Here is a 26745-nt window from a genome sequence, read left to right on the forward strand (position 1 = left end):
CATGGGCGTCACCGCACGGCCGCGAGTCTCGCGGCCGTGCGGCCCGCCGGGGCCTGCGGCGCCGCCCGCCGGGTGGCGGGCGGCGCGCGCCTCACAGGTAGTCGTCGCTCCCGCCGGTCGTGCTCACCGGGTCGGGCCGCCCGGGGGCGGTGGTGCGTACGGAGTCCTCGCCGAGGGCGAGACTCAGCCGGTCGGTGAGTTCGACCCGGCCGGTCGCCGTGAGCCGCTCCCGGGTGCGGCCGCCGTGTCTGCGCAGCACCGCGCCGCCCTCGGGGCTGCGCTGCACGGCGTACCGGCCGTTGGTGCGCCGTTCGATGCGCGGGTTGCTGTGCGCCTCGGCGATGTCGAACGCGTACCACTGCTTCTGGCCGTGTCCGGCCGTGTGGACGCCGAGCACGTCGCCGTCCTCGGAGAGCAGGTGGAGCGTCAGCCCGTGCGGGTCGCGGCGGCCCCGCCGCTGCCGGAGCCAGGCCAGCGCCACCAGGACGCCGACGACGATCAGCGCGACGGCGCCGACCAGCACCCACCAGTACCGGTCCAGCAGGCTGGGTTCGGGGGTGACCTGGACGGACAGCGGGGTGCGCACCAGGGTGCGGTCGCCGTCGGTGGCGTCCTGGACGGTGACGGTGCCGCCGATGCCGAGCGGGCCGTCGTCGAGCCGCCCGGCGAAGGACTTCTCCGGTCCGATCCCGAGCCTGATCTCGTGGGTGGAGGACGCGCCGGGCTTCACCACGATCTCGGCGGGGCTCACGGTGAGGAGCCCGGCCCGGACGTCCGTGAGGGACAGCTTCAGGGTGTGCGGGGCGTTGGTGGTGTTGGTGACGGAGAGGTTGGCGGTGACCGTGTCGCCGGGGTGGCCGTCGCCGCGGACCGGGCCGAGGGCCGTGGTGACGGGCAGGGCCCCGGGGGCGACCTGGCCGCCCTCGCTGCGGGTGTCGGCGCTGAGCCCGGACGCGGTGAGGGTGCCGCTGACCTTCAGGGCGCCGTCGGCGCTCTTCGGGACGGTGACCGTGCCGCTGAAGGAGCCGTCGCTCCTCGTGGGGTCGGGCCCCTCGCCGTCGTCGGCGAGCCGCAGGGGCAGCGGGGAGAAGCCGTCGCCGGTGAGTTCGCTGCTGACCTTCAGCCCGGCGTAGTCGGCCGGGTCCTTGATCTCGTAGCCCTCACGGGTCTGGAGCCGCATGGTGACGGTCGCCTTCTGCCCGGCCTGGGGGGAGGGCGGGTCCATCGTGATGGAGCCGCGCAGTTCGCCCTGCCACAGGACGCTGACGCCGACGGGCAGCGAGCGGTGGCCCTCGGGGGCCTTCACGTCGACCTTCCACCGGCCGGGCACCGGGTCGACGATCTTCAGCGCCTCCACGGTGCCGCCGCCGCCCGCGAGTTCGAAGGCGGAGTCCTTGAACTTCCCGGTGGTGGGCACCTTGTTGCCGAGCGGGTCGGTGTAGGTGACGGTCACCTCGGGGGAGCCCTTGTCGACGACGATGCTGCCCACGGTCGCCAGCGGCGAGATGGTGATGGGCAGGGTGGCGGGCGGGCGCTTGCTCGGCCCTGCCTGGTAGCGCAGGCAGTGCGCGGCGGCGAAGATCTTCTCCAGCACCGGCCCGACGTCCTTGGCCCCGGAGACCTTACGGGCGGTGGGGCGGGCGGACGGCAGGTCGACGCAGCCCTTCTGGAAGCCGCCCGCGGCGATCTTGTCGAGCTGTTCCTTGTCCGGGGCGGGACCGAAGCCGAGCGGCCAGATCTGGACGTTCTTGGCGGCGGCGTTCTTCAGCTCCAGCTCCAGCTGCCGCTTCCCCTCGGCCTCGCGGTGCGCCGGGTCCCCGTACTGGGGGCTGCCGGTGACGTCCATCTCCCCGTCGGTGAGCAGGAACAGCACCCGGGGGACCGACGGATCGGTGCCCGAGCTCAGTTCGTGCACGCCCTGGCGTATCGCGCTCGGGAAGTCGGTCCCGGTGCCCTCGCTCTTCTTGCGGCTGCGCAGCTTCTCCACGCAGCCCCCGACCGACTCCCGTCCCGCCGCGTCCAGTCGGGTACGGGGGCACACGGGGTCCACCGCCCGCTGGTCGGCCGACTCGGCGGCGGCGAAGCCGAACACGCTGATGTGGGAGGTCGCCGAGACGTCGCCGAGCGCGATCCGGGCGGCGGCGGCCTTCTCCGCCTTGATGTCCGCGGGCGCGAGGCTCGCGGACTGGTCCACGGCCACCGCGTAGTTGACGGAGGCGAAGGCGGGCGCGGCGGCCGCGGCCGGCTCCGGATCGGCGGCGGCCGGTGCGGTCAGGGAGGCGAGCAGGGCCGCACCGGCCAGGACGGCCAGCGCCGCCCGCCCGGCCCGGCCGCTGCCGGCCGGGCCTCTTCTTCGGTCATTTCGCACGACCGTCCCCTTTAACTGTCGTTGCCGTGTCTGCGTGTCTGCGTGTCTGCGTGGTGTCGCGAAGCGCTTGTGCGATTACTCTGCGTAGTCGTCGGTGGTGTGCCCCTGGACGCGGCACACCCGTGCGGGTCGGTCAGCGCGCGGCCAGGCTCCAGGCGAGAGCCAGCGCGGCAGCCGGGGCGAGCGTGGCGACCGCCCACCGGATCGCCCGGTATTTGGCGGACAGGATGGCGCTGACGTCCACGGCCTGGACGAGCAGCCAGCCGACCGGGTCGCGGCCTGCCTCATTGATGCGGGCGGCCAGCACGTCGTAGTCGAACGGGGCCAGCAGGTCCCCGAAGTAGGTCACCCCTTCCCGGTCGCGGACCGTGCCCGTACGCGGCAGGAGCGCGCGGACCAGGGCGGCCACCGCGACCACCCACAGCACGCCCGCGGCGACCAGCGCCAGGTCGCCGGGGCCCCGCCAGTCGGGGGAGCCGTGCCGCCCGATGAGGAAGGCGGGCAGGGCGAGCGCCCCCGAGAGCAGTACCGCGGCCTTGGAGTCGGCCCGGCCGAGGTCCTCCCGGACGGTGACCAGGAGCCGTTCCGCGATGCGTTCCCCCGCCCTGTCCGGCCCGTGCTGACCCCCGTCCGGCACCGGCCCGGCCGGGGCGGGGGAAGTCCGTGTGGCTCCGTCGGCGCTCATCCGTCGTCCTCCGCCCAGCCCCAGCCGTCGTCGCGGTTGCGGTCGCGCGGCGTGGGCGGTTCGGGTTCGGCGTCCCGGACGGGCGGGCGGGACTGCCGTACGGGAGGCTCGTCCGCCACCCAGTCGGGGGTGAACGGCTCCTCGGGGGCGGGCGCCAGCTCCTGCGGGGCACGGCGCGGGGGCCGGGTGCCGACGGGGCCCTGGATGCTGAGGCGCTTCTTGTTCAGGTACGCGAGCGCCTGGGCCTCCATCTCGTTGGAGTGGATCTGGCCGTCGGCGACCATGGAGAACAGCCGGTCGACCCGCTCCTTCTCGTCCTGCCGGCCCTCCTGGCGGATCTTCTCCAGGAAGTTGTTGGCCGCCTCGGGATCCGCGGCCAGCATGTGGCTGAGCTGCTCCAGCTCACCGCCGCGCAGCATCCTGAGGTAGTTCTCCTGCCGCATCCGTGCCAGCACGGCGTCGCTCTCGTGGCTCCGGACCTTCTCCGTGTGGCCGATCGTCCGGTCGTCCACCCGCAGCCGTACGTACAGCCGCACCCGCAGCCCGAGGTCGGTGCCGAGGTCGTTCCACCGGCCGGAGACGCACGCGTGGGTGATGGCGGTGTTGGCCTGCTCCGCCTGGTGCACCGGGAACTGGGCGGAGATCTCCCGCAGCCGCTCCAGGGTCGGCGCGGTGAGCCGCTCGGCGATGTCGGTGACCACCTGCACCGCCACCAGATGCGGGTCCTCGACGGTCCAGTGGATGTCCACCTCCGCCTTGAAGAACGTCGCGCCGCCGGACGCGGGCAGCTCCATCCGCAGGGTGGTGACGAAGGTGCCGGTGGCGATCTCGCAGATGGTGTGCGGCCGCCAGGCCAGCGGCGGCCTGCCGTAGTGCTCGATGCCGGAGACACCGGCCACGCTGTAGCCCCGCCGGTAGAACAGCACCGACGTGGAGCGGGCGCCGCCCTGCCGGAACGGGCCCGTCGGCGTGTACTCCCGCAGGAACGGGCCCGCGGGCCGCGAGGGGGCCACCGCCCCGTTCTCCGCCACGCCGTTCTCCTCAGCCATGACTCTCCTCCTCATCGGACCGCCGCTGCCGCGCGGGCACGGCGAGCCTCCACAGGGCGCGCGCCCGTTCCTCGGTGAGCGGACGGTCCTGATCCCGCATCATTCGCTGCAGCAGCCACTTCAGCCGCCGCTGGTCGTGCTCCTCGGCGGTCAGGGCGGGCAGCAGCGCGGCCAGCCCCTCCCGCGTCCACGCGCGGCCGTCCTTGCGCGAGGCGGAGCGCAACAGGGTCTCCAGGGCGTCGAACGCCACGTCCCGGGACCGCGCGGTGTTGAGCGCCGTCCAGAACAGGTCGGCCAGCTTCCCGGTCAGTTCGGGACGGGTCGCGGCCAGCGCGAGCAGCAGCGGCCAGTCCCCCCGGTCGCCCAGCGGGGTGCCGGGCTCGTCGTCGAGGACCTCGTCCACATCGGTCAGCGCCAGCCGGACGATGCTCACCAGCGCGAGGTCCTGGTACTCCTCGCCGCGGTGCCCGGTCCAGTCGGCCAGCCGCCGCAGCACGGTGGCGCACTCCGGGAGCGTCAGCAGCCGGACCACGTTCAGCGAGGCCACGGCCAACTGCTCCCCGTCGTCGCGGACCCCGATCCGGGCCAGCGCGTCCAGGGTGTCGTCCATCGAGTCGGCGGACCGGCCGTAGCCCAGTGCCATGGCCGCCGTCCAGCGCAGGGCCGGCGTGCCGTGCCGGGACCAGTCCTCGACCACCTTGCGCACCGCCCGGCGGTGCGAGGCGTGCCCTGCGGCCTGGTCCAGCGCGGTGGCGGCGAAGACCCTGCGGCGGGGCGTGGGCGCTTCGGCGAGCGGCCGGACCAGTTCCGCGTACCCGTGCTCGAAGTCCCGTACGGACAGCTCCCCGGCGGCCACCGCGGCGCGCATCGACACCTGGGGCCGGGGGTCGTCGGCGAGCAGCCGCAGCCAGCGGACGACCGGGGCGCGGACGGGGAAGTGCCGGTCCCAGAGCTCGGCGAGCACGGCGGCGGGCAGCGCGGCCCCCCGGTAGAAGATCAGCCGCCCCGTCACCTCGGCGCCCGCCACGTCGACGGGCCCGTCGGCCGGCCGGGCGCGCGAGAGCGCCAGGTCGGATTCCGGGTCGTCGCAGAACAGGGGGCGGGCGGGGGTGCTGTCCGGATCGCTCTGTACGGACAGTTCCCAGGTCAGCAGGTGGGCGGCGGCGGACACCGCGCTGTGCGACGCGCCGCCGAGGACCGCGAGCGCGATCCGGAACGCCACCGGGTGGAACAGGGCGGCGGTTCCGGAGCGCACGGGCGCCCGCCCGTCGCCGGGCGGCGGGGCGGCCAGGGCCCGGTCCACCCCGGCGAACCACTCGTACGCCTGGACGGCCGCGAGACCTCGGCAGCCGGACAGCAGCTCCTCGCGGCCGACGGAGCCCAGGAGATGCCCGGCCAGCAGCGAGGCGAACAGCTCGGCCTCGGCGGGCCGCAGGTCGTCGAGCCCCACCGCCCCGGTGACCTCGGGGTCCTCGCGGAGCTCCGCCGCGCGCTCCAGCAGCCGGGAGAGCGACCCGGCCTCGTCCGGGCCGCCGCCCCGGGGCCGGTCCCCGCCCTGGTCGGCGCCCCGGGCCCGGCCTTCGTCCCGGCCGCCGTCCCGGTCCCGGTCGGCGTGCCCGTCCAGGCCGCCGCCCCCGTCCCCGTCCCGGGCGCTTCCCCCGCCCCCGACCCGTACCGGGTCGCCGTGTTCCTCCTCCAGCCGCTTCCGCAGCCGGACGGCGACCAGTTCACGGGTGGGGGCGGGCGGGCAGATCGCCCCGTACCGCCCGGCCAGCAGCGGGTTGGCCGCCGAGCCGACGCTCACCACGACCACCGCGTACGAGCCCCGCTCGGCCAGCGCCGAGGCCAGTTGGTCCAGGTCCATCCCGTCGGGCGGCAGGGTGCCCGGCCGGTCCAGGGCGGGCTCCAGCAGATACCCGGTGCCGCGCAGCCGGCCGCCCTCCCCGGCGACCACCTGCGCGGCCAGCTCGCGGACCCCTCGCTCCGGGTCGGCGCGGCGCACCCGCTCGGCGTTCTGCCCGCTCTCGCCGTCGCGGGTGACCTCCTCCAGGAGCGCCAGCGCGGTGCTGGCCCGGCCGGTGCCGGGGGCCCCGCCGAGCACCAGCAGCCGACGGGCTTCCAGCGCCCGGCGCAGCCGTACGTACCCCTCCGGCTCGATGTGGGTCCGGCGGATCCGCAGCAGCTCCTCCTCCGGGACCGGGCCGTCGCGCATCGAGAGGCCCGAACGCCGGGCGTCGAGTCCGATGTTGATGTCGCCGATGTGGAGCCGGCCGACGTCGGAGCGGTCGAAGCCGATGAGGTCCCGGCCGCTGGCGAGGAGCTTCTGTCCGGACCGCCGGGCACGCGTGGCGGCGGCGGCGTCGGTCGGCTCCTCCTCCCCCTGCTCCTCGGCGAGCGGGTCGCGGGTCCGGTCCTTGAAGCGGTCCGCGGCGCGTTCGCGCTCCTTCTCCCGCTCGGCGGCCTCGGCGTCGGCCGCGTCGGAGGCGTCGGAGGAGCCGGGCGCGTCCTTGGCGTTGTCGTCCCCCCGCGCCCCACCGCGCGGGGCCTCGGGGGCGCGGGCGTCCTTCGCCTTCGGGGCGGCGGGCTCGGCGGGGTGCTCGGCCACTGCTTCGTCGGCCATGCTCAGTCCTTCCGGTGGCTGTCGCCGGTGACGCGGCCGATGTGCACGGGCTGCTGGTAGACGTTGTTCCGGTGGACGGACAGGTCGCCCTGGGCCCGGTACCGGTCGGCCCCGTCCTCGTCGTCCCCGTCGCAGTCGTCGACCCGCCTGCCGGCCGCTGCGGCGGCCCGGGCGGCCAGTGCGGCGTCCATCGCGGCCAGGGCGGCCTCCGGACCGCCGACCGGTGCGGCAGGCGGACCGCCGACCGGTGCGGCAGGCGGACCGCCGGCCGGGGCGCCCGGCTCCTCCGCGGCGATCGGCCCGATGTCCGGCGCGGGCCGTCCCGGCAGGTGGAACCAGGCGGAGACCTCCCCCTCCTTCAGGCCGAGCCGCGCCGGAGAGAAGCGCGCGGGCTCGATGAACTTGCCCCCGGCGGAGACCACGTCGACGTAGAGGGAGTCGGAGACGGCGAGCACCAGATCGGCCCGTTCGCGGTCCAGCAACTGCCGGGCGACGGCCGAGTCGGCGAGCCGGCAGGTCAGGTCGACGGCACGCCCGCTGATGCCCCGGCTGTCGTGACGTACGGGACCGACGTGCATGGCCACCCGCAGCCCGAGCGGCACGAGGAGGGAGCGGTTCTCCTCACGCAGGTTCTCGTGGACCTCCACCATCCACAGACCGAGCAGCCGCGTCACCGCGATCCGCCCCGGGACCGACACCAGCACGCCGTCCCCGCGGTCCTCCATGTGGACGGCGTCCCGGCCCACCCCGGCCTGGGCGAACGCGGTCTCCAGGACGCGGTAGATCCGCTCCCGCATCCGCGGCTTCTCCGCGTCGCTGTACTGCCCGGAGCGTCTGGCGTCCACGCTGATGACCAGCTCGTACCGTGCCTCACCGGCATCCAACGCGTCGTGCTCCACCGCGTGCCCCCGCTCTCTCTGCGCTTGCCGTCCCGTACAGCTTCCGGCCCGGGACGAAGGCCGTCTGTAGCCGTTTACACACGGCGGGGAGAAGCTTTTCTAGTCCCGGTGTCCCTCCGCGAGGAGAGCGAGCAGCGCGGGGTCGAGGATCTCCACCATGCGCGTACCGGTGCGCACGATCTTCTGGGTGCGCAGCAGCCGCAGCGCCTTGGCGACCGCTTCACGGGTCGCCCCGACGGTGGCGGCCAGTTCGTCCTGGGCGAGATGGACGACGGCGCCGGTGGGTCCGGGGCCGGGCGCGGACGGCGCGTAGGGGCCGGTGGGAGCGGTCAGGGAGAGCTCGGTGAGCCGGCTCGCCAGGCGCTGGAGGACGGTCAGGGAGGCGAGGGCGGAGCGTTCCTGGTCGGCGCTGCGCAGCCGGAAGGTCAGCTGCCGGATCACCAGTCCGCTGACCCGGGGGTGGGTGGCGAGGAACCGGCGGAACGCGTCGCCGCCGATGACGGTCGCCTCGACGGTCCCGAGGGCCCGTACGGTGGCGCTGCGCGGGTGCTGGTCCAACGCGGCCATTTCTCCCAGGAGTTCGCCGGGCCCCCGTAACCCGAGTATGAGCCGGGTGGCGCCGCGGTCGGTGATGTGGGAGACGGTGACCCAGCCGCGCAGCACGATCACCACATGGCCGGTCCGGTCGCCCTCGGTCAGGATCGGGGTGTCGGCCGGGTACTCCTTGCGGTGTCCCAGGGCCATGACGCTCTCGTACTCCGGGGCGGTCAGAGCCTGCCCGAACGCCAGCTCATCGCCGAGCAGCCCCATGGCCACTCCCCCCGCGGCGGTTTGTATGGCCCGATCTCGTTGGCGTAGATGTTTCCAGAACCACCCCCTGAGGGGAGTGAATTGCGCCACACATGAACTACGCATGAGTAACCGATGCGTTGCCTGGTCGGTGGTGGTGTCCGCCGCAGGGCCTTCCTCCGTGCCCGCGGGGCGGAGGGCGGTTCTCCGTGGTGCTCCGGGTGTCGTGTGCGCGCCCGGCCATGTCCCTGACCGGCGCAGTCGTGACGGGGCGGCGGGCGTGGCGGCGGAGTCGCGGCGGGGCGGGGCCGGGGTTACGGGTGCACGGGCGAGTTGGCGAGAACTCGGGTTTGGGTCCCGGCATGCCGCCGGCCCCGGGAACACTTCCCGGGGCCGGCGGAACGTACGGGGCGAAGTGGTTCAACGCACCGCTGGGGACAACTAGTTGGCGTCCACCAGGTGGTGGGCGGGGACCTTCACGGTGCGGGCGCCCTTCTTCCCGCCGAGGACGACCTTGCGCAGCGCGCTGTTGTTCTTGTGGTTGGTCTCCTTGAGGCGGTTCTCCGGGTTGGCGAGGACCTGGATGTAGTACGTGCCGTTCGGCAGGTCCGTGATGTCGAAGGACTGGCCGGGCAGGTCCTGGGTGTAGGTGTCACCGGAGCCGACGTCGAGCACCTCGCGGACGGAGATCGAGTTCTCCTGGCCGCACGCGGTGGACAGGTCGGTGTTGTCCGGGTGCCAGTTGGCGTTCTTCACCGTGTAGTCGACGGCGTCGGTGTTGGCCAGGCAGAACGCCTCCTTGCCGCTGCGCACCGACTCCTTCTGGTCGGCCTTCAGCAGCCGGTAGCTGGCGAAGTCCGTGAAGTGCCAGTGCTCGTGGCCGGGGCGCGGGTCCCACTCCATGGTGCCGGTCGGGGTGTAGCCGACCTGCTTGCCGTCGGCGTCGTAGAAGTACTGGTAGGCGTCCATCAGCTCCTTGCCCGGGGAGCGGAAGCCGTCCACGACGAGCTTGGCCGGGCCCGCGTTCCACACGTTGGCGCTGAAGGCGAGGTAGTCCTTGCCGGGCACTTCCTCGTACCCGTCGCTGACGGTGATGCCGTACGCGGGCAGCGAGCGCAGGTCCGGCTTGGGCACGTCGGGCACGGTCGCCTTGCCGGTGGGCCGCTTGGCGTTGGGCTTGACCCCCGGCGCCTGGCGCGACCCGTCGGTCTGCCCGGAGCGGTCGCCGACCTTGGCGGCCGAGAAGGACTGCCGCTGGAGCGACTCCTTCTTCAGCGCCCAGGGCAGGGCGGGCGGAGCGGGCGGGTAGGGCCCGTGGCCGACGTTGAACGTGGGGGCGGCGCCGGTCGTCCGGGTGGCAGGGGCCTCGGCGCGGGCCGGGGCGCCGTGCGTGGCGTGGGCGCCGTGCCCGGACGCGGCGGAGGGCACGGCGGCCTTCCCGTGTCCTTCGTGACCCTCGTGCGCGGACGCGGCGCTGCGGCTGCCGGCGGGAACCGGGGGCGGCTCCTCCCAACTGCGCTCGCGCACGGTGACCTTGACGGTGCGGGTCTGGTTGGCGATGCCGAAGAGGTCGCGGTACTTCTTGGTCACGTTGATCTTGGCGGTGTACGTACCGGCGGCCAGCTGGACCGGCTTGGAGTAGTACCCGGCGTAGGTGTTGGACGCCCAGCCGTTCTCCACGCCCCACACCGAACCGAGGGTGAAGGGGTTCACCGGACAGCTCTGCGGATACTTCGAGTTGGCCGGCGCGTCGGGCCGGACCCGCCCGGAGGCGTTGTTGGGGCAGAACGCCTCGGTCTGGCTGAGCACCGTCTTGCCCGCCGCGTCGGTGAGCTTGATCTGCGCGAAGTCCGGCAGCCCGGAGAAGTCCTTCACCAGCCCGGCGGGAAGCGCCTTGGTCGTGGTCTTCTTCCCGTTCCGGAAGACCTGCGTGGCGACGACCGGGTCCTTGTAGGACTTCCGGTTCACCTTGAGCTCGAAGGCGCCGTTCTCGGAGGTGAGGTACGTCCCGAGGTCCAGGTAGACGCCGGGGTCCTCTTTCCACGAGTCGAGCGTCACCGAGGTGGAGGCGGCGATCAGGCTGAGCTTCGGCGTCGGCTCCGCCGTCTTGGCGTCGGGCGCGGCGGCGACGACGCCCGCGGTCACGGCGACGGCCGCGGCGACGGCGATCGAGGGGCGGGTCAGGCGGTTCGTGCGGCCCTGTGGGGTTCTGGTCATCATTCCTCGTACTTCCGGCTTCCAGGTGCGTGACGGAACGTGGACGAGCAGCACGGCCCCAACTCACCTGTGGCGACGCTGTGTCCGGACTGTGAGAGGCGGCGCGGGGCCCCGCGGGTTGTCTGTACTCACCCGGGCGGCCCACAGTTGTCCGAAAAGTACCGCCCAGGTCTCCGCGACGGAGTCGGGCGGGAAGCCTCGGCACGGCTACTGCGCAGCGGCTCTGCCGGACGGCGCCCCTGCTCGCTTTTCGGCCAGGGGTACCGGGAGCGGACCGGCTCGTTTCGTACGGCGCTGGGTCACGGCGCTCTCGATGCGGGTGATGCCGTGCAGTGCGGCCAACTCGTCCGTCACATAGGCGTGCAGGCCGCTCACGCTGCGGCACTCCACCATGACGAAGACGGAGCTGGGCCCGGTGGTGAGGGCGGCGAACGCGACCTGCTGGTGCCCGGCCAGCGCCTCGGCGACCGCCCCGAGCCCGGCAGGAGGCACATCGAGCCACAGGAGCGCTTCGATCGGGTACCCGAACAGGGCGGGGTCGATCTCCACCTCGAAGGCGAGAACCCCGGAGTCCCGCAGCTGCCCGATGCGCCGCCGCACGGTGGATTCCGAGCACCCCGTGGCCGAGGCCAGCCGCCCCAGGTCCGCCCGCCCGTCCTGCGACAGGGCGCGCAGCAGAGCGCTGTCGGCCGGGCTCAGCACCGGTACGGCTTCCGCCGGGTCCGCCGGGGCCGGCCGCGGCGGCAGCAACAGGCGTTGCTCCGCCTCGCCGAGGGCGTCCATCCTCCCCGCCCACCCTCCGACACCGGCGACAGGCCGCAGCACACACGCCGCGCCGACCTCACGGACCCCTGCGGTCCGGGCCAGCTGCTCGAAGAACGGGCGCCGGCCGTCGTCGCCCGGCGGCGGCGTACGGATCATGCAGGTGAGTTCGGTGCCGCCCACCAGCGGCGCGATCCACGACGTGTCCTCCCGCCGCGCGAGGAGAACGGCGAGCGTCTCCACCGCCTCGGGTGCACAGCGGACCCTGACGACCCAGTCCAGCATCCCGGTCCGCCGGCCGTCGACCAGCCCGACGACCCGCAGGGCCAGGCGCGACCGGAGCCGGTGGTAGCGGCGCGCCACGGTGCGCTCCGGTACGCCGACGGCGGCGGCGATACGGCTGAAGGGCAGACGTCCGTCGAGCTGGAGGGCGTGGATCAGCCGACGGTCCAAGGCGTCGAGCGTGACGGATTCCATCAACCGGGCCCCTCCCCGTGTCCGATTCCGGCGAACTCCGCCCCGAACGCGTCCCGTTCGTGCCGCCCCGGACCGACACTGCCGGTGACCACGGGCCCTTGTTCCTGCCCAGGAAGCGCGGGAGCGCAGAGAAGGAGATCCACCACGATGCTGACCGTACTCCCGATCCGGTACGTCGCCGACGTGGCCGCGTCACGACGCTTCTACACGGGCCTCGGCCTGGCCCTCCGCCCCGATCTGAGCGTGGACGTCTGGGTCCACCTGTCCGCCGGGGCGGGCGCGGTGGGCATCCACGACGCCGCGGTCTCCCAGGGCCGCCCGCCCGGCACCACCGAACTGGGCTTCACCACCGACGAGCCCCTGGAAGCGGTGGCGGACCGCCTGAATGACGCGGGCTACGCGTACGACCTGGTCGACGAGAACTTCGGCCGCAGCATCCGTGTCACGGACCCGGACGGCGTGATCGTCCAGATCCAGGAGATCGATCAGGACACGGTCCGACGGTCGGTGGAAGGAAGGAGCGAGCCCCGCCCCTGACGCGACCGCACCCGCCCGCCCGCACGCGGACGAGGCGGTGCCGGCCCATCCCACCAGACAACGCGTCCGCACCCGCCCACCCGCACGCGGACGAAGCGGTGCGGCCCCACCCCACCCGACAGCGCGTCCGTCCCCACCACCCGCTCCCGGAAGGGATGCCCGCCCCATGGAACCTCTCATCGCTCTCGTCGGCACCACCTGCCTCGCGCTGATCATCGGAGCGTGCGGGGTCCACCGCCTCCGACGGCTGTCCACCGCGCTGCGCGGCGGACTGGCGGTCATGTTCCTGCTGACCGGGGGAGCCCACTTCATCGGCATGCGCGACGAACTCGTCGCGATGGTGCCGCCGGCCCTGCCGGCCCCCGGCCTGCTGGTCACGGTGACCGGCATCGCCGAGATCGTGGCGGCCCTGGCCCTGCTGCCGCGCAGGACGGCCGCCCCGGCCGCCGGGCTCCTCACCTTCCTGCTGATCGCGATGTTCCCGGCCAACGTGTACGCGGCGGACACCGCCGAGACCTGGTGGGACGAGCTGATCCCGCGCACCCTGACGCAACTCGTCTTCCTCGCGGCGACGACCACGGTGCTGGTGGACCGGGGCCGTGCGGAGCTGTCGAGGAGGCGGCAGGGCCTCAGGCCGCCGCCCGACGCTCCGCGTTCTCCTGCCACTCCCGGCCGATCGAACGCAGCAGAGCCGGGTAGACCCCCAGGTACCGGAAGGGTTTGATGCCGAGCATGTACAGGGAGCCGAGACGGCCGTTGGGCTTCACCAGGACAGCCAGCCGGCCGTGATAGCCGCCGGCCCTGTCCGGGAACCGGCCGATGTGAGCACGGCGGGCCGGACGGCCCTGCCCGGACGACCCAGGACAGGGCTGACCGGGACCGGTAGGCAGACCAGGACAGGGACCGGGACCCAGACCCAGACCCGAGAGCCGGGGCGGACAACCGTGAGGAGGGTCGGGCGAACCGCGTCATTCGGCGAAGCGCGGGACCACCAGACCGGACTCGTAGGCGATGACCACCGCATGGGTCCGGTTCTGCGCGCCGAGCTTGGTCAGCACGTTCCCGACGTGGGTCTTGATCGTCTCCAGGCTCACCGTGAGGGACTCCGCGATCTCCGGGTTGGAGAGCCCGGTGGCCATCAGGCGCAGTACCTCCTCCTCCCGGCCGGTCAGGGCGGCCTGCGGAAGGGCCGCCGCGGAGCCCAGCGGGCGGGCGGCGACCATGCGGCCCAGTGCGGCCGGGAAGAGAACCGCCTCGCCCGCCGCCACCACCCGGACCGCCTCGGCGATCCGGCGGACCGGGAACCGTTTGAGGACGAAGCCGCTGGCTCCCGCGCCGAGGGCGGCGGTGACGTAGCCGTCGTTCTCGAAGGTGGTGATCACCACGACCTTCGGCGGATCGGCCGCTTCGGCCAGCAGGTGGCGTGTGGCGTCGATCCCGTTGCGACGTGGCATCCGCACGTCCATCAGGACCACGTCCGGCCGCAGGCTCAGCGCACGGTCGACCGCCTCGATGCCGTCGGCGGCCTCGCCGAGCACCGAGATCCCCGGCTGTGCGGCGAGCAGCATGCTCAGACCGCTGCGGGTCACCTCGTCGTCGTCCGCGATCAGGAGGGTGACGGCGGGGCCGGCTTCCGCGGGGAGGGCCATGTCTCCGTCCGCCTCGGATCCGCTCACGCCGACGCCCGTACCGGCAGCCGGACGGCCAGCCGCCAGTGCCCCGTACCGTCCGGGCCGGACCCGAACTCACCGTGCAGCAGCCGGACGCGCTCGGCCAGTCCGGGCAGACCGTGGCCGGACGTCGAGAAGGATCCCGGGTTCGGCCCCGTCCGCGCTCCGGTCCGATTGACCACCGTGAGGTCCAGTCCGTCCGGTCCGGCCGCCACCCGGACCTGGATCGGGCCGCCCGCCCCGTGGCGCAGCGCGTTCGTCAGACCCTCCTGGAGGATCCGGTACGCCGCCCGGGAGAGCGTCCCCTGCACCCGCGCCAGATCACCCGACAGCTCCGGTTCCACCACCGCCCCCGTGTGCCGCAGGCGTTCCAGCAGCTCGGGGAGGTCGGCCAGGGTCCGGGTCGGCGCCGTTCCCGACTCCTCCTCGCGCAGCACTCCGAGCGCGTAGTCCAGGTCCTCCAACGCGGCCCTCGTCGAGTCCTCGATGCTGCGCATGGCGGCCCGCGCCGCAGCCGGGTCGCTGGAGAGCACCTCGCCGGCCACCGCCGCCTGGATGGTGGCCGCCGTCAGCGTGTGCCCGATCGAGTCGTGCAACTCGTGGGCGATCCGGTTGCGTTCGGCCAGCAGCAGCTCCCGCTCGGCAGCCAGCGCGAGCCGTTCGGCCGCCGAAGGCCCCAGCAACCGCGGCGCCGACCACCGCAGGGTCTTCGTGACCAGGACGCAGATGGCCGCCGCCAGCAGGACGCACGCGGCAGCCGCCACCCAGCTCCACCCGCCCGACACCCGGACCGACGTGCCGAACAGGCTCGCCCGCACCTCGCCGCCGAGCCAGTTCGAGGGCAGGGAGAGGCCCATGATGAACAGCACCCCGCTCGCCAGCGCCCCCGTCCACCCGACGGCCGCGTGCAGCACCAGCCAGAGAGGGGTCCGCCAGCGGTCGAGGCCGAGCGGACCGGAGGCCGGGCGAACGGCCGCCGGGTTCGGCAGTGACACCCGCAGTAGCCGGCGGGCGGACGCGATCAGCGCCCGCCGTACGGGACGCGCCAGTCCGACCACGCCGACCAGCGCCGCCCAGACCAGCAGCACCACGACGACCTGCACGCTCTCGGAGGCGGATCGCCACGACAGCGCCGGCAACAGAGCGAAGGGCAGCAGCGGAAGGCTCGCCAACGCGCCGCAATAGGCGAACAGCACACCTGAGTACGTGGAGCCGCGCAGCAGCAGCCGAATTCCCCTGTTCATGATCGTCAGTATCGTCGGGCGGCCCCCCTGCGGCCTCCCCCGATCGGGGGAGCGACTTCTCCCGCTTTCCCGCGATGCGGCCGAAGGGCCCCGGAAGCAACGATCGTGCCTCGACGAAACGACTTCCCAGGAGTTGGAACATGCGTGCTCGGACAGGGCAGAACCTTCGTTCCTCGACCCGGCGGGACGGTCGGCGGCGACGAGCCGTGTCGGCCGCCGCCGCGATGGCCGTCGGCGTCATGACGCTCGGCGTCCTCGCCCCGCCCGCCGCCTCCGATTCCGCCGCCCCGGCCGCTGCCGCCGCCGGCCCGGACGCCGTGCAGCGGGCCCTGAACACGCTGGTGCGCGACGACGGGATGCCCGCCGCGCTGGCGAGCGTCAAGGACCGGAACGGCCGCGCCCGCACCTACACGGCGGGGGTCGGCGACCTGACCACCGGTTCGAAGGTGCCCAGGGACGGCCAGGTGCGGATCGGCAGCAACACCAAGGCGTTCACGGCGGTGGTGGTACTGCAGCTCGTCGGCGAGGGAAAGATCGACCTCGACGCCTTCGTGGACACCTACCTGCCCGGTCTCGTCCGCGGGGAGGGCATCGACGGGAACCGCATCACCGTCCGCCACCTCCTCCAGCACACCAGCGGACTCCCCGATTACGGCGTCCACCTCGACGACGACGAGATCAGGAACCGGTACTTCGAACCCCGCGAGCTGCTCGACCTCGCCCTCGATCACCCTGCCGACGCGGAACCGGGGAAGACCTGGGGGTACAGCAACACCAACTACATCCTGGCCGGCCTGATCGTCCAGAAGGTCACCGGCCGCCCGCTCGCCGAGGAGATGGACCGGCGCATCATCCAGCGCATCGGGCTGCGCCACACCTACTTCCCCGCCCCCGGCGAGATGACCGTCCGGGAGCCGCACCCCCGGGGCTACCACCGCAGCCCGGAGGACGGACCGCTGCGCGACTTCACGGAGATGGACCCCTCCGCGGGCTGGGCCGCGGGCCAGCTGATCTCCACCAACTCCGACCTCAACCGGTTCTTCACCGCGCTCCTCGCCGGCCGCCTCCTCCCGGCCGCCCAGCTCGCCGAGATGCGCACGACCGTCCCCGTCGGGACCTCCGGCCTCCGCTACGGGCTGGGACTCACCAGCAGGACCCTGTCGTGCGGCGGCGTCTACTGGGGCCACGGCGGTGACATCGCGGGGTACGAGACCCGGGGCGGCGTCACCGACGACGGCCGCGCCGCCAACGTCGCGGTCACCAGCATCCCGACGGACGAAGCGGCCGTACGGCACGTCAGCGAAGCCGTGGACACGGCCCTGTGCGGCTGAAACCACGCGACCGGCACCCCGAACAACAACCCGACGCCTCCTCAGGAGTTGACTCATGCGTGGACAGAAGCGGCCGGTATTCCGCTCGCCGGGCCGACGGCACGGCACGCGGCGACAGATCCTGCCCGCCGCGGTCGCGATGACCGTCGGGCTCATGACACCGCTGGCCCTGGCCCCGCCCGCCGCCTCGGCCACTGGGCCGGACACCGTCCAGCAGAGCCTGAACGCGCTGGTGCGCGACGGCGGGGCGCCCGCCGCGCTGGCGAGCGTCAAGGGCCCCGGCGGCCGCGACCGGACCTACACCGCAGGGACCGGTGACCTGGCCACAGGTGCTCCGGTACCCGTCGACGGCCAGGTGCGGATCGGCAGCAACACCAAGACCTTCGTCGCGGTCGTCGTCCTCCAGCTCGTCGCGGAGCGCAGGGTGAGCCTGGACGCCTTCGTCGACACCTACCTCCCCGGCCTCGTCCGGGGGAAGGGCATCGACGGGCGCCGCATCACCGTCCGCCACCTCCTCCAGCAGACCAGCGGACTCCCCGAGTACACCAGCCACCTCGGCGACGACGTCCGGTACTACGCCCCCCGTGAACTGCTCGCCACAGCACTCCGGCACCCGGCCGACTTCGCCCCCGGGAAGCGCTGGAAGTACAGCAACACCAACTACGTGCTCGCCGGCCTGATCGTCCAGAAGATCACCGGCCGCCCGCTCGCCGACGAGATCGACCGGCGCATCATCCAGCGCATCGGACTGCGCCACACCTACTTCCCCGCCCCCGGCGACGCGACCATCCGAGAGCCCCACCCGCACGGCTACTACCAGGAGTCGGCGCAGACGCCGCTGCGCGACATCACGGAGATGGACCCTTCCTGGGGCTGGGCGGCAGGCCAGATGATCTCCACCAACTCCGACCTCAACCGCTTCTTCACCGCACTCCTGACCGGCCGCCTCCTGCCCGCACCCCAGCTCGCCCGGATGCGCTCCACCGTCCCGGCCGAAGCAACTTTCGGCCCGGGCGCCCGCTACGGTCTGGGACTCGTCAGCAGACCGCTGCCGTGCGGCGGCCTGTCCTGGGGCCACGGCGGCAGCTTCCCCGGGTACGAGACCCGAGGCGGCGTCACCGAAGCCGGCCGCGCCGCCAACCTCGCGGTCACCGTGCAGCTCACCGACGAGGCAGCCCGAAGAAGCCTCGAACACGCGGTGGACACCGCCTTGTGCCGCTGAACCCCGCCGAGGCCGTTCCGAGAACGCAGAAGGCCCCGACCGGTTTCCCGGTCGGGGCCTTCGACGTATTGCCCGGTGAGAGCAATGGCGGAGGATACGAGATTCGAACTCGTGAGGGGTTGCCCCCAACACGCTTTCCAAGCGTGCGCCCTAGGCCACTAGGCGAATCCTCCGCCGCAAACAATACAAGACGTTGGAGGGTGCTCGCGAACACGTTCGCCGAAGATCGTCCGGAGAGGGTCCCCGGGGCGGTTTCGCTGTCGTCCGGCGGGGTGGGCGGGTGGACCGGAGGGGGTGGGGATCCGCTAAGGTGGGCGTCAGCCCCTCACGTGGCGCTATCTGACTGAACTCCCCCAGGGCCGGAAGGCAGCAAGGGTAGGTCGGCTCTGGCGGGTGCGTGGGGGGCCCTTTGCGTTCCGGGGGGCGTGGCCGCTTGGGGCGGCTCCGGGTGCTGGGCGGAGGTCGGGGGGCGTGGGGCTCGGGCGGCGTGGGGCCGGTTGTCAGTCGGCCCCGATAACCTCGTAGGTGTGTCGTCCCTTGCGCTGTACCGCCGCTACCGCCCCGAGTCGTTCGCCGAGGTCATCGGTCAGGAGCATGTCACTGACCCGCTCCAGCAGGCCCTGCGGAACAACCGGGTCAATCACGCGTACCTGTTCAGCGGGCCGCGCGGCTGTGGAAAGACGACCAGCGCGCGCATCCTCGCCCGCTGTCTGAACTGCGAGCAGGGGCCCACGCCGACCCCGTGCGGGGAGTGCCAGTCCTGCCAGGACCTCGCGCGCAACGGGCCGGGTTCCATCGATGTGATCGAGATCGACGCCGCCTCGCACGGTGGTGTGGACGACGCCCGTGATCTGCGGGAGAAGGCGTTCTTCGGGCCCGCCTCCAGTCGTTACAAGATCTACATCATCGACGAGGCGCACATGGTCACCCCGGCGGGCTTCAACGCCCTGCTGAAGGTGGTCGAGGAGCCGCCGGAGCACCTCAAGTTCATCTTCGCGACGACCGAGCCCGAGAAGGTCATCGGGACGATCCGGTCGCGTACGCACCACTATCCGTTCCGGCTGGTGCCCCCGGGGACCCTGCGCAGCTATCTCGCCGATGTCTGCGGGCGGGAGAACAGCCACGTCGAGGACGGCGTCCTCCCGCTCGTCGTGCGCGCCGGGGCCGGGTCCGTGCGTGACTCGATGTCCGTCATGGACCAGCTGCTGGCCGGTGCGGGCGACGACGGTGTGACGTATGCCATGGCCACCTCGCTCCTCGGGTACACCGACGGCTCCCTGCTCGACTCGATCGTCGACGCCTTCGCCGCCGGCGACGGGGCCGCCGCCTTCGAGGTCGTGGACCGGGTCATCGAGGGCGGCAACGATCCTCGTCGTTTCGTGGCGGATCTCCTGGAGCGGCTGCGCGACCTGGTGATCCTCGCCGCCGTGCCCGACGCCGGCGAGAAGGGCCTCATCGACGCCCCCGCCGACGTGGTCGAGCGGATGCAGGCCCAGGCCTCCGTCTTCGGCGCGGCCGAGCTGAGCCGCGCCGCCGACCTGGTCAACGACGGGCTCACGGAGATGCGCGGGGCCACCTCGCCGCGGCTCCAGGTGGAGCTGATCTGCGCCCGGGTCCTGCTGCCCGCCGCCTACGACGACGAGCGGTCGCTGCAGGCCCGCCTCGACCGGCTGGAGCGCGGGGCCTCGGCCGCCGCGTTCGCCGCCCCGCCCGCCGCCGCGGCACCGATGGGGTACGCACCGGGCCCCGACGCCCACGCCCCCCAGGCGCACGCCCCCCAGCCCTACGCCCCCCAGGCCGCAGGTCCGGACGCGGCCCGCGCCGCCGTACGGGGCGAGGCGCCCCCCGCCGCACCCGCGACGCCCCCCGTCCACGCACCGCCCGCCGCCGAGCCCGCCCCGCAGGCTCCCCCGGCCGCCCCGCAGGCCGCCGAGCCGGCCCAGCGGCCCGGGTCCTGGCCCGCCGCGGCCGGCGGGGACCAGGGCCGTCGCCCCGGCGGCTGGCCCACCGCGTCCGCCCCCGGCAGCGGCCCGGCCCCCGCCGCCACCCCGCCGCCCGCCGCCGCCCCGGTCGCCCCGGCGGCCCCCGTCGCGCCGGCCGCGCCCGAGGGCGGTCAGAGCATGGCCCAGGGCGCTGCCCAGGTGCGGAACATGTGGCCCGACATCCTGGAGGCGGTCAAGAGCCGCCGCCGCTTCACCTGGATCCTGCTCAGCCAGAACGCCCAGGTCGCCGGGTTCGACGGGACCACGCTCCGGATCGGCTTCCTCAACGCGGGAGCCCGGGACAACTTCGCGAGCAGCGGCAGCGAGGAGATCCTCAAGCAGGCCCTCGTCGAACGGTTCAACGCCCAGTGGCGCATCGAAGCGGTCATCGACACCTCCGGTGGCGGCGGGACGCCCCCGGGCCCCGGCACGGGCGCCGGACGTCCCGCCCCGCAGTACCAGCCCGCCCCGGCAGCCCCCGCCGCGCCGGTCGCGTACGAACCCCGGCCCCAGCACTCCGCCCCGCAGCAGTCCGCGCCCTCGCCGCAGGGGCAGCACACGCCGCCGCCGCAGCAGCAGCCGCCTTCCTCCGCGCCGCCGCAGGGCCGGGAGGCCGCGCCCGCCCCCGAGTCCTCCCACCGTTCGTACGGGGCGGAGCCGCCGCGCAACGTCGCCCCCGAGGACGACACCCCGGAGGCCGACGATCCGGATCTCGTCGACTCCGCCCTCTCCGGCCACGAGCTGATCGTCCGCGAGCTGGGCGCCACGGTCGTCGAGGAGTTCACCAACGAGCAGTGACGAGCGGTGACGCGGTGACGGCGGGAAGCCGGAGGCCGCCTGTCCACGGACCGGCGGGCGTCGGGGCTCCCCGCGCCCGGCGGCTAGGCTGCACCCCGTGAAGGTCCTCGTCATCGGCGGCGGCGCCCGCGAACACGCCCTGTGCCGCTCTCTGTCCCTCGACCCCGATGTCACCGCTCTGTACTGCGCCCCCGGCAACGCCGGCATCGCAGAGGTGGCCGAACTGCACCCGGTCGACGCGCTCGACGGTGACGCCGTCGCGCGCCTCGCGACCGAGCTGGGCGCCGGGCTGGTGGTCGTCGGCCCGGAGGCGCCGCTCGTCGCCGGGGTCGCCGACGCCGTGCGCGCGGCCGGCATCCCCTGCTTCGGCCCCTCCGGCGAAGCCGCGCAGCTGGAAGGCTCCAAGGCGTTCGCCAAGGACGTCATGGCCGGCGCCGGCGTTCCCACCGCCCGCAGCTACGTCTGCACCACCCCCGCGGAGATCGACGAGGCCCTCGACGCCTTCGGCGCCCCGTACGTCGTCAAGGACGACGGCCTCGCGGCCGGCAAGGGCGTCGTCGTCACCGAGGACCTGGCCGCGGCCCGCGCCCACGCGCTGTCCTGCGACCGCGTGGTCATCGAGGAGTTCCTCGACGGCCCCGAGGTCAGCCTCTTCGCGATCACCGACGGCACCACCGTGCTGCCGCTCCAGCCCGCCCAGGACTTCAAGCGCGCCCTCGACGGCGACGAGGGCCCGAACACCGGCGGCATGGGCGCCTACTCCCCGCTCCCGTGGGCGGACCCCAAGCTGGTCGACGAGGTCCTGCGGACCGTGCTCCAGCCGACCGTCGACGAGCTGCGCCGCCGGGGCACGCCCTTCTCCGGGCTGCTCTACGCGGGCCTCGCGATCACCTCGCGCGGCGTGCGGGTCATCGAGTTCAACGCCCGCTTCGGCGACCCGGAGACCCAGGTCGTGCTGGCCCGGCTGAAGACCCCGCTGGCCGGTGTCCTGCTCGCCTCCGCCAACGGCACGCTCGATGCCCTCCCGCCGCTGAACTGGCGCGACGACGCCGCGGTCACCGTGGTCATCGCCTCGCACAACTACCCGGACACCCCGCGCACCGGAGACCCCATCGACGGGCTCGCGGACGTCGCGGCCCAGGATGGACCCGACGCGTACGTCCTGCACGCCGGGACCCGTGCCGAGGGCGGCGCGGTGCTCAGCGCGGGCGGCCGGGTGCTCTCGGTGACCGCGACCGGCAAGGACCTCACGGCGGCCCGGGAGCGTGCCTACACCGCGCTCGGCCGGATCCGCCTGGACGGTTCCCAGCACCGTACGGACATCGCCCTGAAGGCCTCCCGGGACTGACCCCCCGGCCACCGCGTCCCCGCGCACCGCAGCCCCTCCGCCCGCCCCCGTACGCCACCGGCGTACGCGGAAGGCGCGAGGGGCTGCCCCTTGTCCGGACGGCCCGGCCGGGCCGCTTGCCCCATGGGCGCGAACACGTCAGCAGCTTTGCCCAAAGCCATTCCATCGGGTGACGACTGGGCCATCCGGATGACGGCTGCCGGAGCCCCAACTAGGGTGCGGCGCAAGCGTTCGGGCACTTGGCCCACCGGCATTGCGATGTCGGTGACGGGTGCCACAGTGGGGGAGTGAGCAACACCGTCGCGGGGCAGAGGGGGTGACGTCCGGCCGTGTCCGGTATCGATGTGGGTGAGGAGCTGGGTGCGCGGGCCGCACAGGCCCGAGCGCTCTCCCTGCTGCGGATCCGCAGCAGAGCACTGGCCGTGGCGATCCTGCCCGCGGCCGTCGCCGTCGTGCTGTTCGCGGCGGGCGCGCAGGGCCACCTGGCCGGTCCGGCCTGGGACACCGTGCGCTGGACCGTCCTCGGCGTCGCGGTCGTCGTGCTGCTGGTGACCGTCCTGGTCGCCGTCTCGGTGGCCCGCGCGCGGCCCGCCATGAGTCCGACCGTCCCCGTGCCGGAGGAAGGGGCCCCCGACCTCTACCGCCTGGTCCGGGACCTGGCCGACCGGCTCGACGTGCCCGCGCCCTCGGCCATAGCGCTGACCCCGGACTGCGACAGCTGGCTGGAGGACCGGACGCACCGCGCGCTCCGGAGGGGCGCGGCCCCGGCCGAGGGCGGGGAAGCCCCCGTCCTGGTCATCGGCTCGCCGTTCCTGTGGTGGATGCGGGTCGCCGAGCTCCGCGCGGTCCTCGCCCCCGTGGTGGCGGGCACCGGCCCGTCCGCGCACCCCGACATAGCCGCCGCCCGCCGCTTCGTCCGCGGTCTGGACGCCTCGATCGCCGATGCCGCCGCCCCCGGCCGGGGCGCGGTGCGCGGGGCGCCGCTCGCCTTCGCCGGCTGGGTCTCCCGGCTGCTGCTGCGGGCCTGCCGGGACCATGCCGCCGAGATGGAGCGCTGTGTGGCGGCCGCCGCGTCCATGCGCGCCCAGACGGTCGACCACGGGCTGCGGATCGCCGCCCAGGAACAGGTCGGCCTCGCCTACGCCGGCTGGGACCGGCTGCTGACCCGGGTGGCGCTGCCCGCCTGGCGGATGGGCCGCTGGCCCTCCCGGCTGGACGCCGGGGTCGTCTCCGCGCTCACCGAGCTCTCCCGCCGGGACCGGCTGGCCGACGGCTTCGCCCTGCGCCTCGGCGAGCGGCCCGCGTGCGACCTGCTGGAGGAGCCCGGGGTGGCCGACGAGGCGGCGTCCCTGCTCGCCGCCCGGCTCTTCCACGGCGGCCCGGCCGAGAGCGGTCCGGGCTGGGCGCCGGTGGACTGGCAGCAGTATCCCGACGAGGTCGTCGACCGGAAGTGGCGTACGGAAGCGGCCCGGCTGCACCGGGTCCTGGACACCCTGGGCGTTCCCCGGGCCTCCGCCGCCGACCCGGCCGTCCCCACCCTGGCCCGGGTCATGGAACATCTGTCGGGTTCCGGCGGACCCGGCGGTCCGGGCGAGGAGCTCGCGGCGGGCATCGGCGCCGCGGTCGCCCGTGAGGAGGCCGCGACCCCGGGGCACGGCGGTCCGGAGCACGGCGGCCCCGGTCACGGAGGTCCGGGGTCCGGCGCGGCCGAGGACCCCCTCGACCTCTGGGGGCCGGGACCGCTGCCCCTCTTCCCGCTCCAGCCGCCGCGTACGGGCACCGAGCTGCTCGCCGACCACGTCGCGGCCATGGTCTGCTGCGCGGCCGTGGACACGGCGGGCGCGGCCCCCGGCCTGGACTGGCTGGACGGCCCCGCCCTGCTCGTCGGCGGCGAGCGCAGGGCGGACCTCGCGACCCCGGTCCTCAGCCTCGTCGAGGACGGCGATCCGGACCCGCTGCTGTCCTGGCTGGCCGAGGTCGGAGTGCGCTCCGACAAGCCCGTCCGGCTGGTCTGACCACCGGGCCGGCCGGTCCCCCGACGACCCCCGTTCGCTGTGACGACCGGCTTCGACAGGTCCCACCGGCCGGGCCCGGCTGCTCCCCGGTCCCGTCAATTCGCGACGAAGGGTGACGAACCGCGTGCGTTATGTGATGTGCTGGGGATCGGCGCTGACATTCGGCGCACCAGAGTTGTCCGGGGGATCCCCCAGAGTTGTCCAGGGGATCCGAGGGAGGGGCGCGGCATGGGGGCGGAGCAGATTCGCCGGTGGGAGTCGGGCGCCCTCGCGCACGCGGTGAGCGATCCCTTCGGGCAGGGCCCACTGCCCTGGCTGCGCGGCAGCGAGAACTACTTCGACGACACCGGCCAGGTGGTCCCCTGGTACGCCGACCTCGCCCGTTCCACCGGCGGCGGCACCCGTACCGCCGACGACGTGCACCGCCAGATCAAAGGCTTCGTCTCGCCCGGCGCGGCGGCCCCCGGCGAGGCCATCGACTTCCACATCACCGTGGACCCGCCCCAGCAGTTCTCCGTCGACGTCTACCGGATCGGTCATTACGGCGGCGACGGCGCGGCCAAGATCACCACCAGCCCGCGGCTCTCCGGCATCGTCCAGCCCCCGCCGCTCGCCGCCGACCGGACCGTCTCCTGCCACCACTGGTGGATGTCCTGGCGCCTCCAGATCCCGAGCTACTGGTCCGTCGGCGCGTACGTGGCCGTCCTGACCACCGCCGACGGCTACCGCTCGCACATCCCTTTCACCGTGCGCCACGACCACCCCGCCGACCTGCTGCTCCTGCTGCCCGACATCACCTGGCAGGCGTACAACCTCTACCCGGAGGACGGCCGCACGGGCGCCAGCCTCTACCACGCGTGGGACGAGCGGGGGCGGCTGCTCGGCGAGGAGGACGCCGCCGTCACGATCTCCTTCGACCGCCCGTACGCCGGGGCCGGCCTCCCGCTGCACGTGGGGCACGCGTACGACTTCATCCGCTGGGCCGAGCGGTACGGCTACGACCTCGCCTACGCCGACGCCCGCGACCTGCACGCGGGCCGCGTCGACCCCAGCCGCTACCGGGGCCTGGTCTTCCCCGGCCACGACGAGTACTGGACGCTGCCGATGCGCCGGGCCGCCGAGCGCGCCCGGGACTCCGGCACCTCGCTCGTCTTCCTCTCCGCCAACACCATGTACTGGCAGGTGGGCCTCGCCCCGTCGGCCTCCGGCGAGGCGGACCGGCTGCTGACCTGCCGCAAGCGCCGGGGGCCCGGGAAGTCCGCCCTGTGGCGCGAGGTGGACCGGCCGGAGCAGCAGCTCCTGGGCATCCAGTACGCGGGCCGGGTGCCCGATCCCCGCCCGCTGGTCGTGCGCAACGCCGAGCACTGGCTCTGGGACTCCACGGGAGCGGTCGAGGGCGACGAGATCCCGGGCCTGGTCGCCGGTGAGGCCGACCGGTACTTCCCGCGCACCAGCCTGCCCGAGCACGACAACCGGATCCTGCTGGCGCACTCCCCGTACGAGGACTCCGAGGGCGCCACCCGGCACCAGGAGACCTCGCTCTACCAGGCCCCCTCGGGGGCGCTCGTCTTCGCCTCCGGCACCTTCGCCTGGTCCCCGGCCCTGGACCGCCCCGGGCACACCGACCCCCGGATCCAGCGGGCCACGGCCAACCTTCTCGACCGGATCTGCAAGCGGGACTGACCCGGGCCCGAGGAGCGAGACCGACCCTGTTGCTCGAAACCCGCGACCGGCCGCCGGGCCCCGGGGCGAGAACCGGGCCGCTGATACGGGACAATCGGAACCGCTCCTGGATCAATCTACGCGGAGGAACCGTGTCCGGTTTTGTAGAAAAGCCCGAGCCCGTACAGGTTCCGGGCCTCACCCACCTGCACACCGGCAAGGTGCGTGACCTGTACCGGAACGAGGCGGGCGACCTCGTCATGGTCGCCAGCGACCGTATCTCCGCGTACGACTGGGTCCTGCCCACCGAGATCCCCGACAAGGGCCGCGTCCTCACCCGGCTCTCGCTCTGGTGGTTCGACCAGCTCGCCGACCTGGTCCCCAACCACGTCATCTCCACCGAGCTGCCCCCGGGCGCCCCGGCCGACTGGGCGGGCCGCACCCTCATCTGCACGTCGCTGCGGATGGTCGAGGTCGAGTGCGTGGCCCGCGGCTATCTGACCGGCTCCGGGCTCGTCGAGTACGACGCCACCCGTACGGTCTGCGGCATCGGTCTCCCCGAGGGCCTGGTCAACGGATCCGAGCTGCCCGGCCCGATCTTCACCCCGGCCACCAAGGCGGCCGTGGGCGACCACGACGAGAACGTCAGCTACGAGGAGGTCGCCCGCGAGGTCGGCGTGGAGACGGCAGCCGACTTGCGGCGCACGACGCTCGACGTCTACCGCCGGGCCCGGGACATCGCGCACGAGCGCGGGATCATCCTGGCCGACACCAAGTTCGAGTTCGGCTTCGAGACCACCGAGGACGGGACCGAGCGGCTGATCATCGCCGACGAGGTGCTGACCCCGGACTCCTCGCGCTTCTGGCCCGCCGCCACCTGGCAGCCCGGCCGGGCGCAGCCCAGCTTCGACAAGCAGTTCGTCCGCGACTGGCTGACCTCGCCGGCCTCCGGCTGGGACCGCGCGAGCGAGCAGCCGCCCCCGGCGCTGCCGCAGGAGATCGTGGCGGCGACCCGCGCCAAGTACATCGAGGCGTACGAGGTGCTGACCGGCACCAACTGGGTGTAGCAG

Annotated in this window: 19 protein-coding genes, 1 tRNA gene and 1 other RNA gene; 10 read left to right on the plus strand and 11 right to left on the minus strand. The window is 73.7% G+C overall.

The window, feature by feature from the left end:
• Positions 1–91 precede the first annotated feature (91 nt).
• From IE272_RS11305 to IE272_RS11340, 8 genes are all read right to left on the minus strand, one after another.
• Positions 92–2368, minus strand: coding sequence for a VWA domain-containing protein (locus IE272_RS11305; RefSeq protein ID WP_190006762.1), 2277 nt, complete (start codon positions 2366–2368; stop codon positions 92–94).
• Between the two features lie 133 nt (positions 2369–2501).
• Positions 2502–3053 (minus strand): Pycsar system effector family protein, encoded by a 552-nt coding sequence (locus IE272_RS11310; RefSeq protein WP_050360001.1) that lies wholly within the window; start codon positions 3051–3053, stop codon positions 2502–2504.
• Positions 3050–4102 (minus strand): hypothetical protein, encoded by a 1053-nt coding sequence (locus IE272_RS11315; protein ID WP_057664163.1) that lies wholly within the window; start codon positions 4100–4102, stop codon positions 3050–3052. Before IE272_RS11315 ends, IE272_RS11310 begins: the two co-directional genes overlap by 4 nt.
• Entirely contained in the window at positions 4095–6722 is a 2628-nt protein-coding gene (locus tag IE272_RS11320) for a hypothetical protein (protein WP_190006763.1), read from the minus strand. The genes IE272_RS11315 and IE272_RS11320 overlap by 8 nt, the downstream gene beginning before the upstream one ends.
• A gap of 2 nt (positions 6723–6724) precedes the next feature.
• The gene (locus tag IE272_RS11325) at positions 6725–7621 is read right to left on the minus strand and encodes a hypothetical protein (protein WP_190006764.1); all 897 of its coding nucleotides are present in this window, start codon (positions 7619–7621) and stop codon (positions 6725–6727) included.
• Between the two features lie 99 nt (positions 7622–7720).
• Entirely contained in the window at positions 7721–8431 is a 711-nt protein-coding gene (locus IE272_RS11330; protein WP_050360005.1) for a Crp/Fnr family transcriptional regulator, read from the minus strand.
• Positions 8432–8851: 420 nt separating this feature from the next.
• Positions 8852–10630 carry a lysyl oxidase family protein gene (locus IE272_RS11335; RefSeq protein ID WP_190006765.1) on the minus strand — a complete coding sequence of 593 codons (1779 nt, stop codon included), beginning with the start codon at positions 10628–10630 and terminating at the stop codon, positions 8852–8854.
• 204 nt (positions 10631–10834) lie between these two features.
• Entirely contained in the window at positions 10835–11866 is a 1032-nt protein-coding gene (locus IE272_RS11340; protein ID WP_057664155.1) for an Lrp/AsnC family transcriptional regulator, read from the minus strand.
• Between the two features lie 147 nt (positions 11867–12013).
• On the opposite strand from IE272_RS11340, the gene IE272_RS11345 reads away from it, so the two are divergent.
• Entirely contained in the window at positions 12014–12403 is a 390-nt protein-coding gene (locus IE272_RS11345; protein WP_190006766.1) for a VOC family protein, read from the plus strand.
• A 166-nt stretch (positions 12404–12569) separates the two neighbouring features.
• Entirely contained in the window at positions 12570–13127 is a 558-nt protein-coding gene (locus IE272_RS11350) for a DoxX family protein (RefSeq protein ID WP_063804514.1), read from the plus strand.
• Positions 13128–13371: 244 nt separating this feature from the next.
• Here IE272_RS11350 and IE272_RS11360 read toward each other — a convergent pair whose 3' ends face one another.
• Both IE272_RS11360 and IE272_RS11365 read right to left on the minus strand, forming a co-directional pair.
• The gene (locus IE272_RS11360; protein ID WP_190006803.1) at positions 13372–14052 is read right to left on the minus strand and encodes a response regulator transcription factor; all 681 of its coding nucleotides are present in this window, start codon (positions 14050–14052) and stop codon (positions 13372–13374) included.
• A gap of 23 nt (positions 14053–14075) precedes the next feature.
• Positions 14076–15317 carry a sensor histidine kinase gene (locus tag IE272_RS11365; RefSeq protein ID WP_190006767.1) on the minus strand — a complete coding sequence of 414 codons (1242 nt, stop codon included), beginning with the start codon at positions 15315–15317 and terminating at the stop codon, positions 14076–14078.
• 140 nt (positions 15318–15457) lie between these two features.
• Between IE272_RS11365 and IE272_RS11370 the strand changes: the two genes are divergently transcribed.
• Both IE272_RS11370 and IE272_RS11375 read left to right on the plus strand, forming a co-directional pair.
• Positions 15458–16648 (plus strand): serine hydrolase domain-containing protein, encoded by a 1191-nt coding sequence (locus IE272_RS11370; protein WP_229897271.1) that lies wholly within the window; start codon positions 15458–15460, stop codon positions 16646–16648.
• Positions 16649–16703: 55 nt separating this feature from the next.
• Positions 16704–17870 (plus strand): serine hydrolase domain-containing protein, encoded by a 1167-nt coding sequence (locus IE272_RS11375; RefSeq protein WP_190006768.1) that lies wholly within the window; start codon positions 16704–16706, stop codon positions 17868–17870.
• A gap of 85 nt (positions 17871–17955) precedes the next feature.
• Here the strand turns inward: IE272_RS11375 and IE272_RS11380 are convergent.
• A tRNA-Ser gene (locus IE272_RS11380) sits at positions 17956–18043 on the minus strand.
• Positions 18044–18186: 143 nt separating this feature from the next.
• Here IE272_RS11380 and ffs point away from each other — a divergent pair.
• From ffs to IE272_RS11410, 6 genes are all read left to right on the plus strand, one after another.
• Positions 18187–18283: signal recognition particle sRNA small type (ffs, locus tag IE272_RS11385), an RNA gene on the plus strand.
• A gap of 114 nt (positions 18284–18397) precedes the next feature.
• Positions 18398–20650 carry a DNA polymerase III subunit gamma and tau gene (locus IE272_RS11390; RefSeq protein ID WP_190006769.1) on the plus strand — a complete coding sequence of 751 codons (2253 nt, stop codon included), beginning with the start codon at positions 18398–18400 and terminating at the stop codon, positions 20648–20650.
• A gap of 97 nt (positions 20651–20747) precedes the next feature.
• The gene (purD, locus tag IE272_RS11395) at positions 20748–21998 is read left to right on the plus strand and encodes a phosphoribosylamine--glycine ligase (protein ID WP_098892466.1); all 1251 of its coding nucleotides are present in this window, start codon (positions 20748–20750) and stop codon (positions 21996–21998) included.
• Positions 21999–22327: 329 nt separating this feature from the next.
• Positions 22328–24013, plus strand: a complete 1686-nt coding sequence (locus IE272_RS11400) for a M48 family metalloprotease (RefSeq protein ID WP_050358709.1) — start codon at positions 22328–22330, stop codon at positions 24011–24013.
• Positions 24014–24241: 228 nt separating this feature from the next.
• Positions 24242–25696, plus strand: coding sequence for a N,N-dimethylformamidase beta subunit family domain-containing protein (locus IE272_RS11405; protein WP_047177484.1), 1455 nt, complete (start codon positions 24242–24244; stop codon positions 25694–25696).
• 131 nt (positions 25697–25827) lie between these two features.
• Positions 25828–26742 carry a phosphoribosylaminoimidazolesuccinocarboxamide synthase gene (locus IE272_RS11410; protein WP_056702381.1) on the plus strand — a complete coding sequence of 305 codons (915 nt, stop codon included), beginning with the start codon at positions 25828–25830 and terminating at the stop codon, positions 26740–26742.
• Positions 26743–26745 lie beyond the last annotated feature (3 nt).

Origin of the sequence: Streptomyces anulatus (assembly GCF_014650675.1) — a bacterium.
GTDB classification, from domain to species: domain Bacteria; phylum Actinomycetota; class Actinomycetes; order Streptomycetales; family Streptomycetaceae; genus Streptomyces; species Streptomyces anulatus.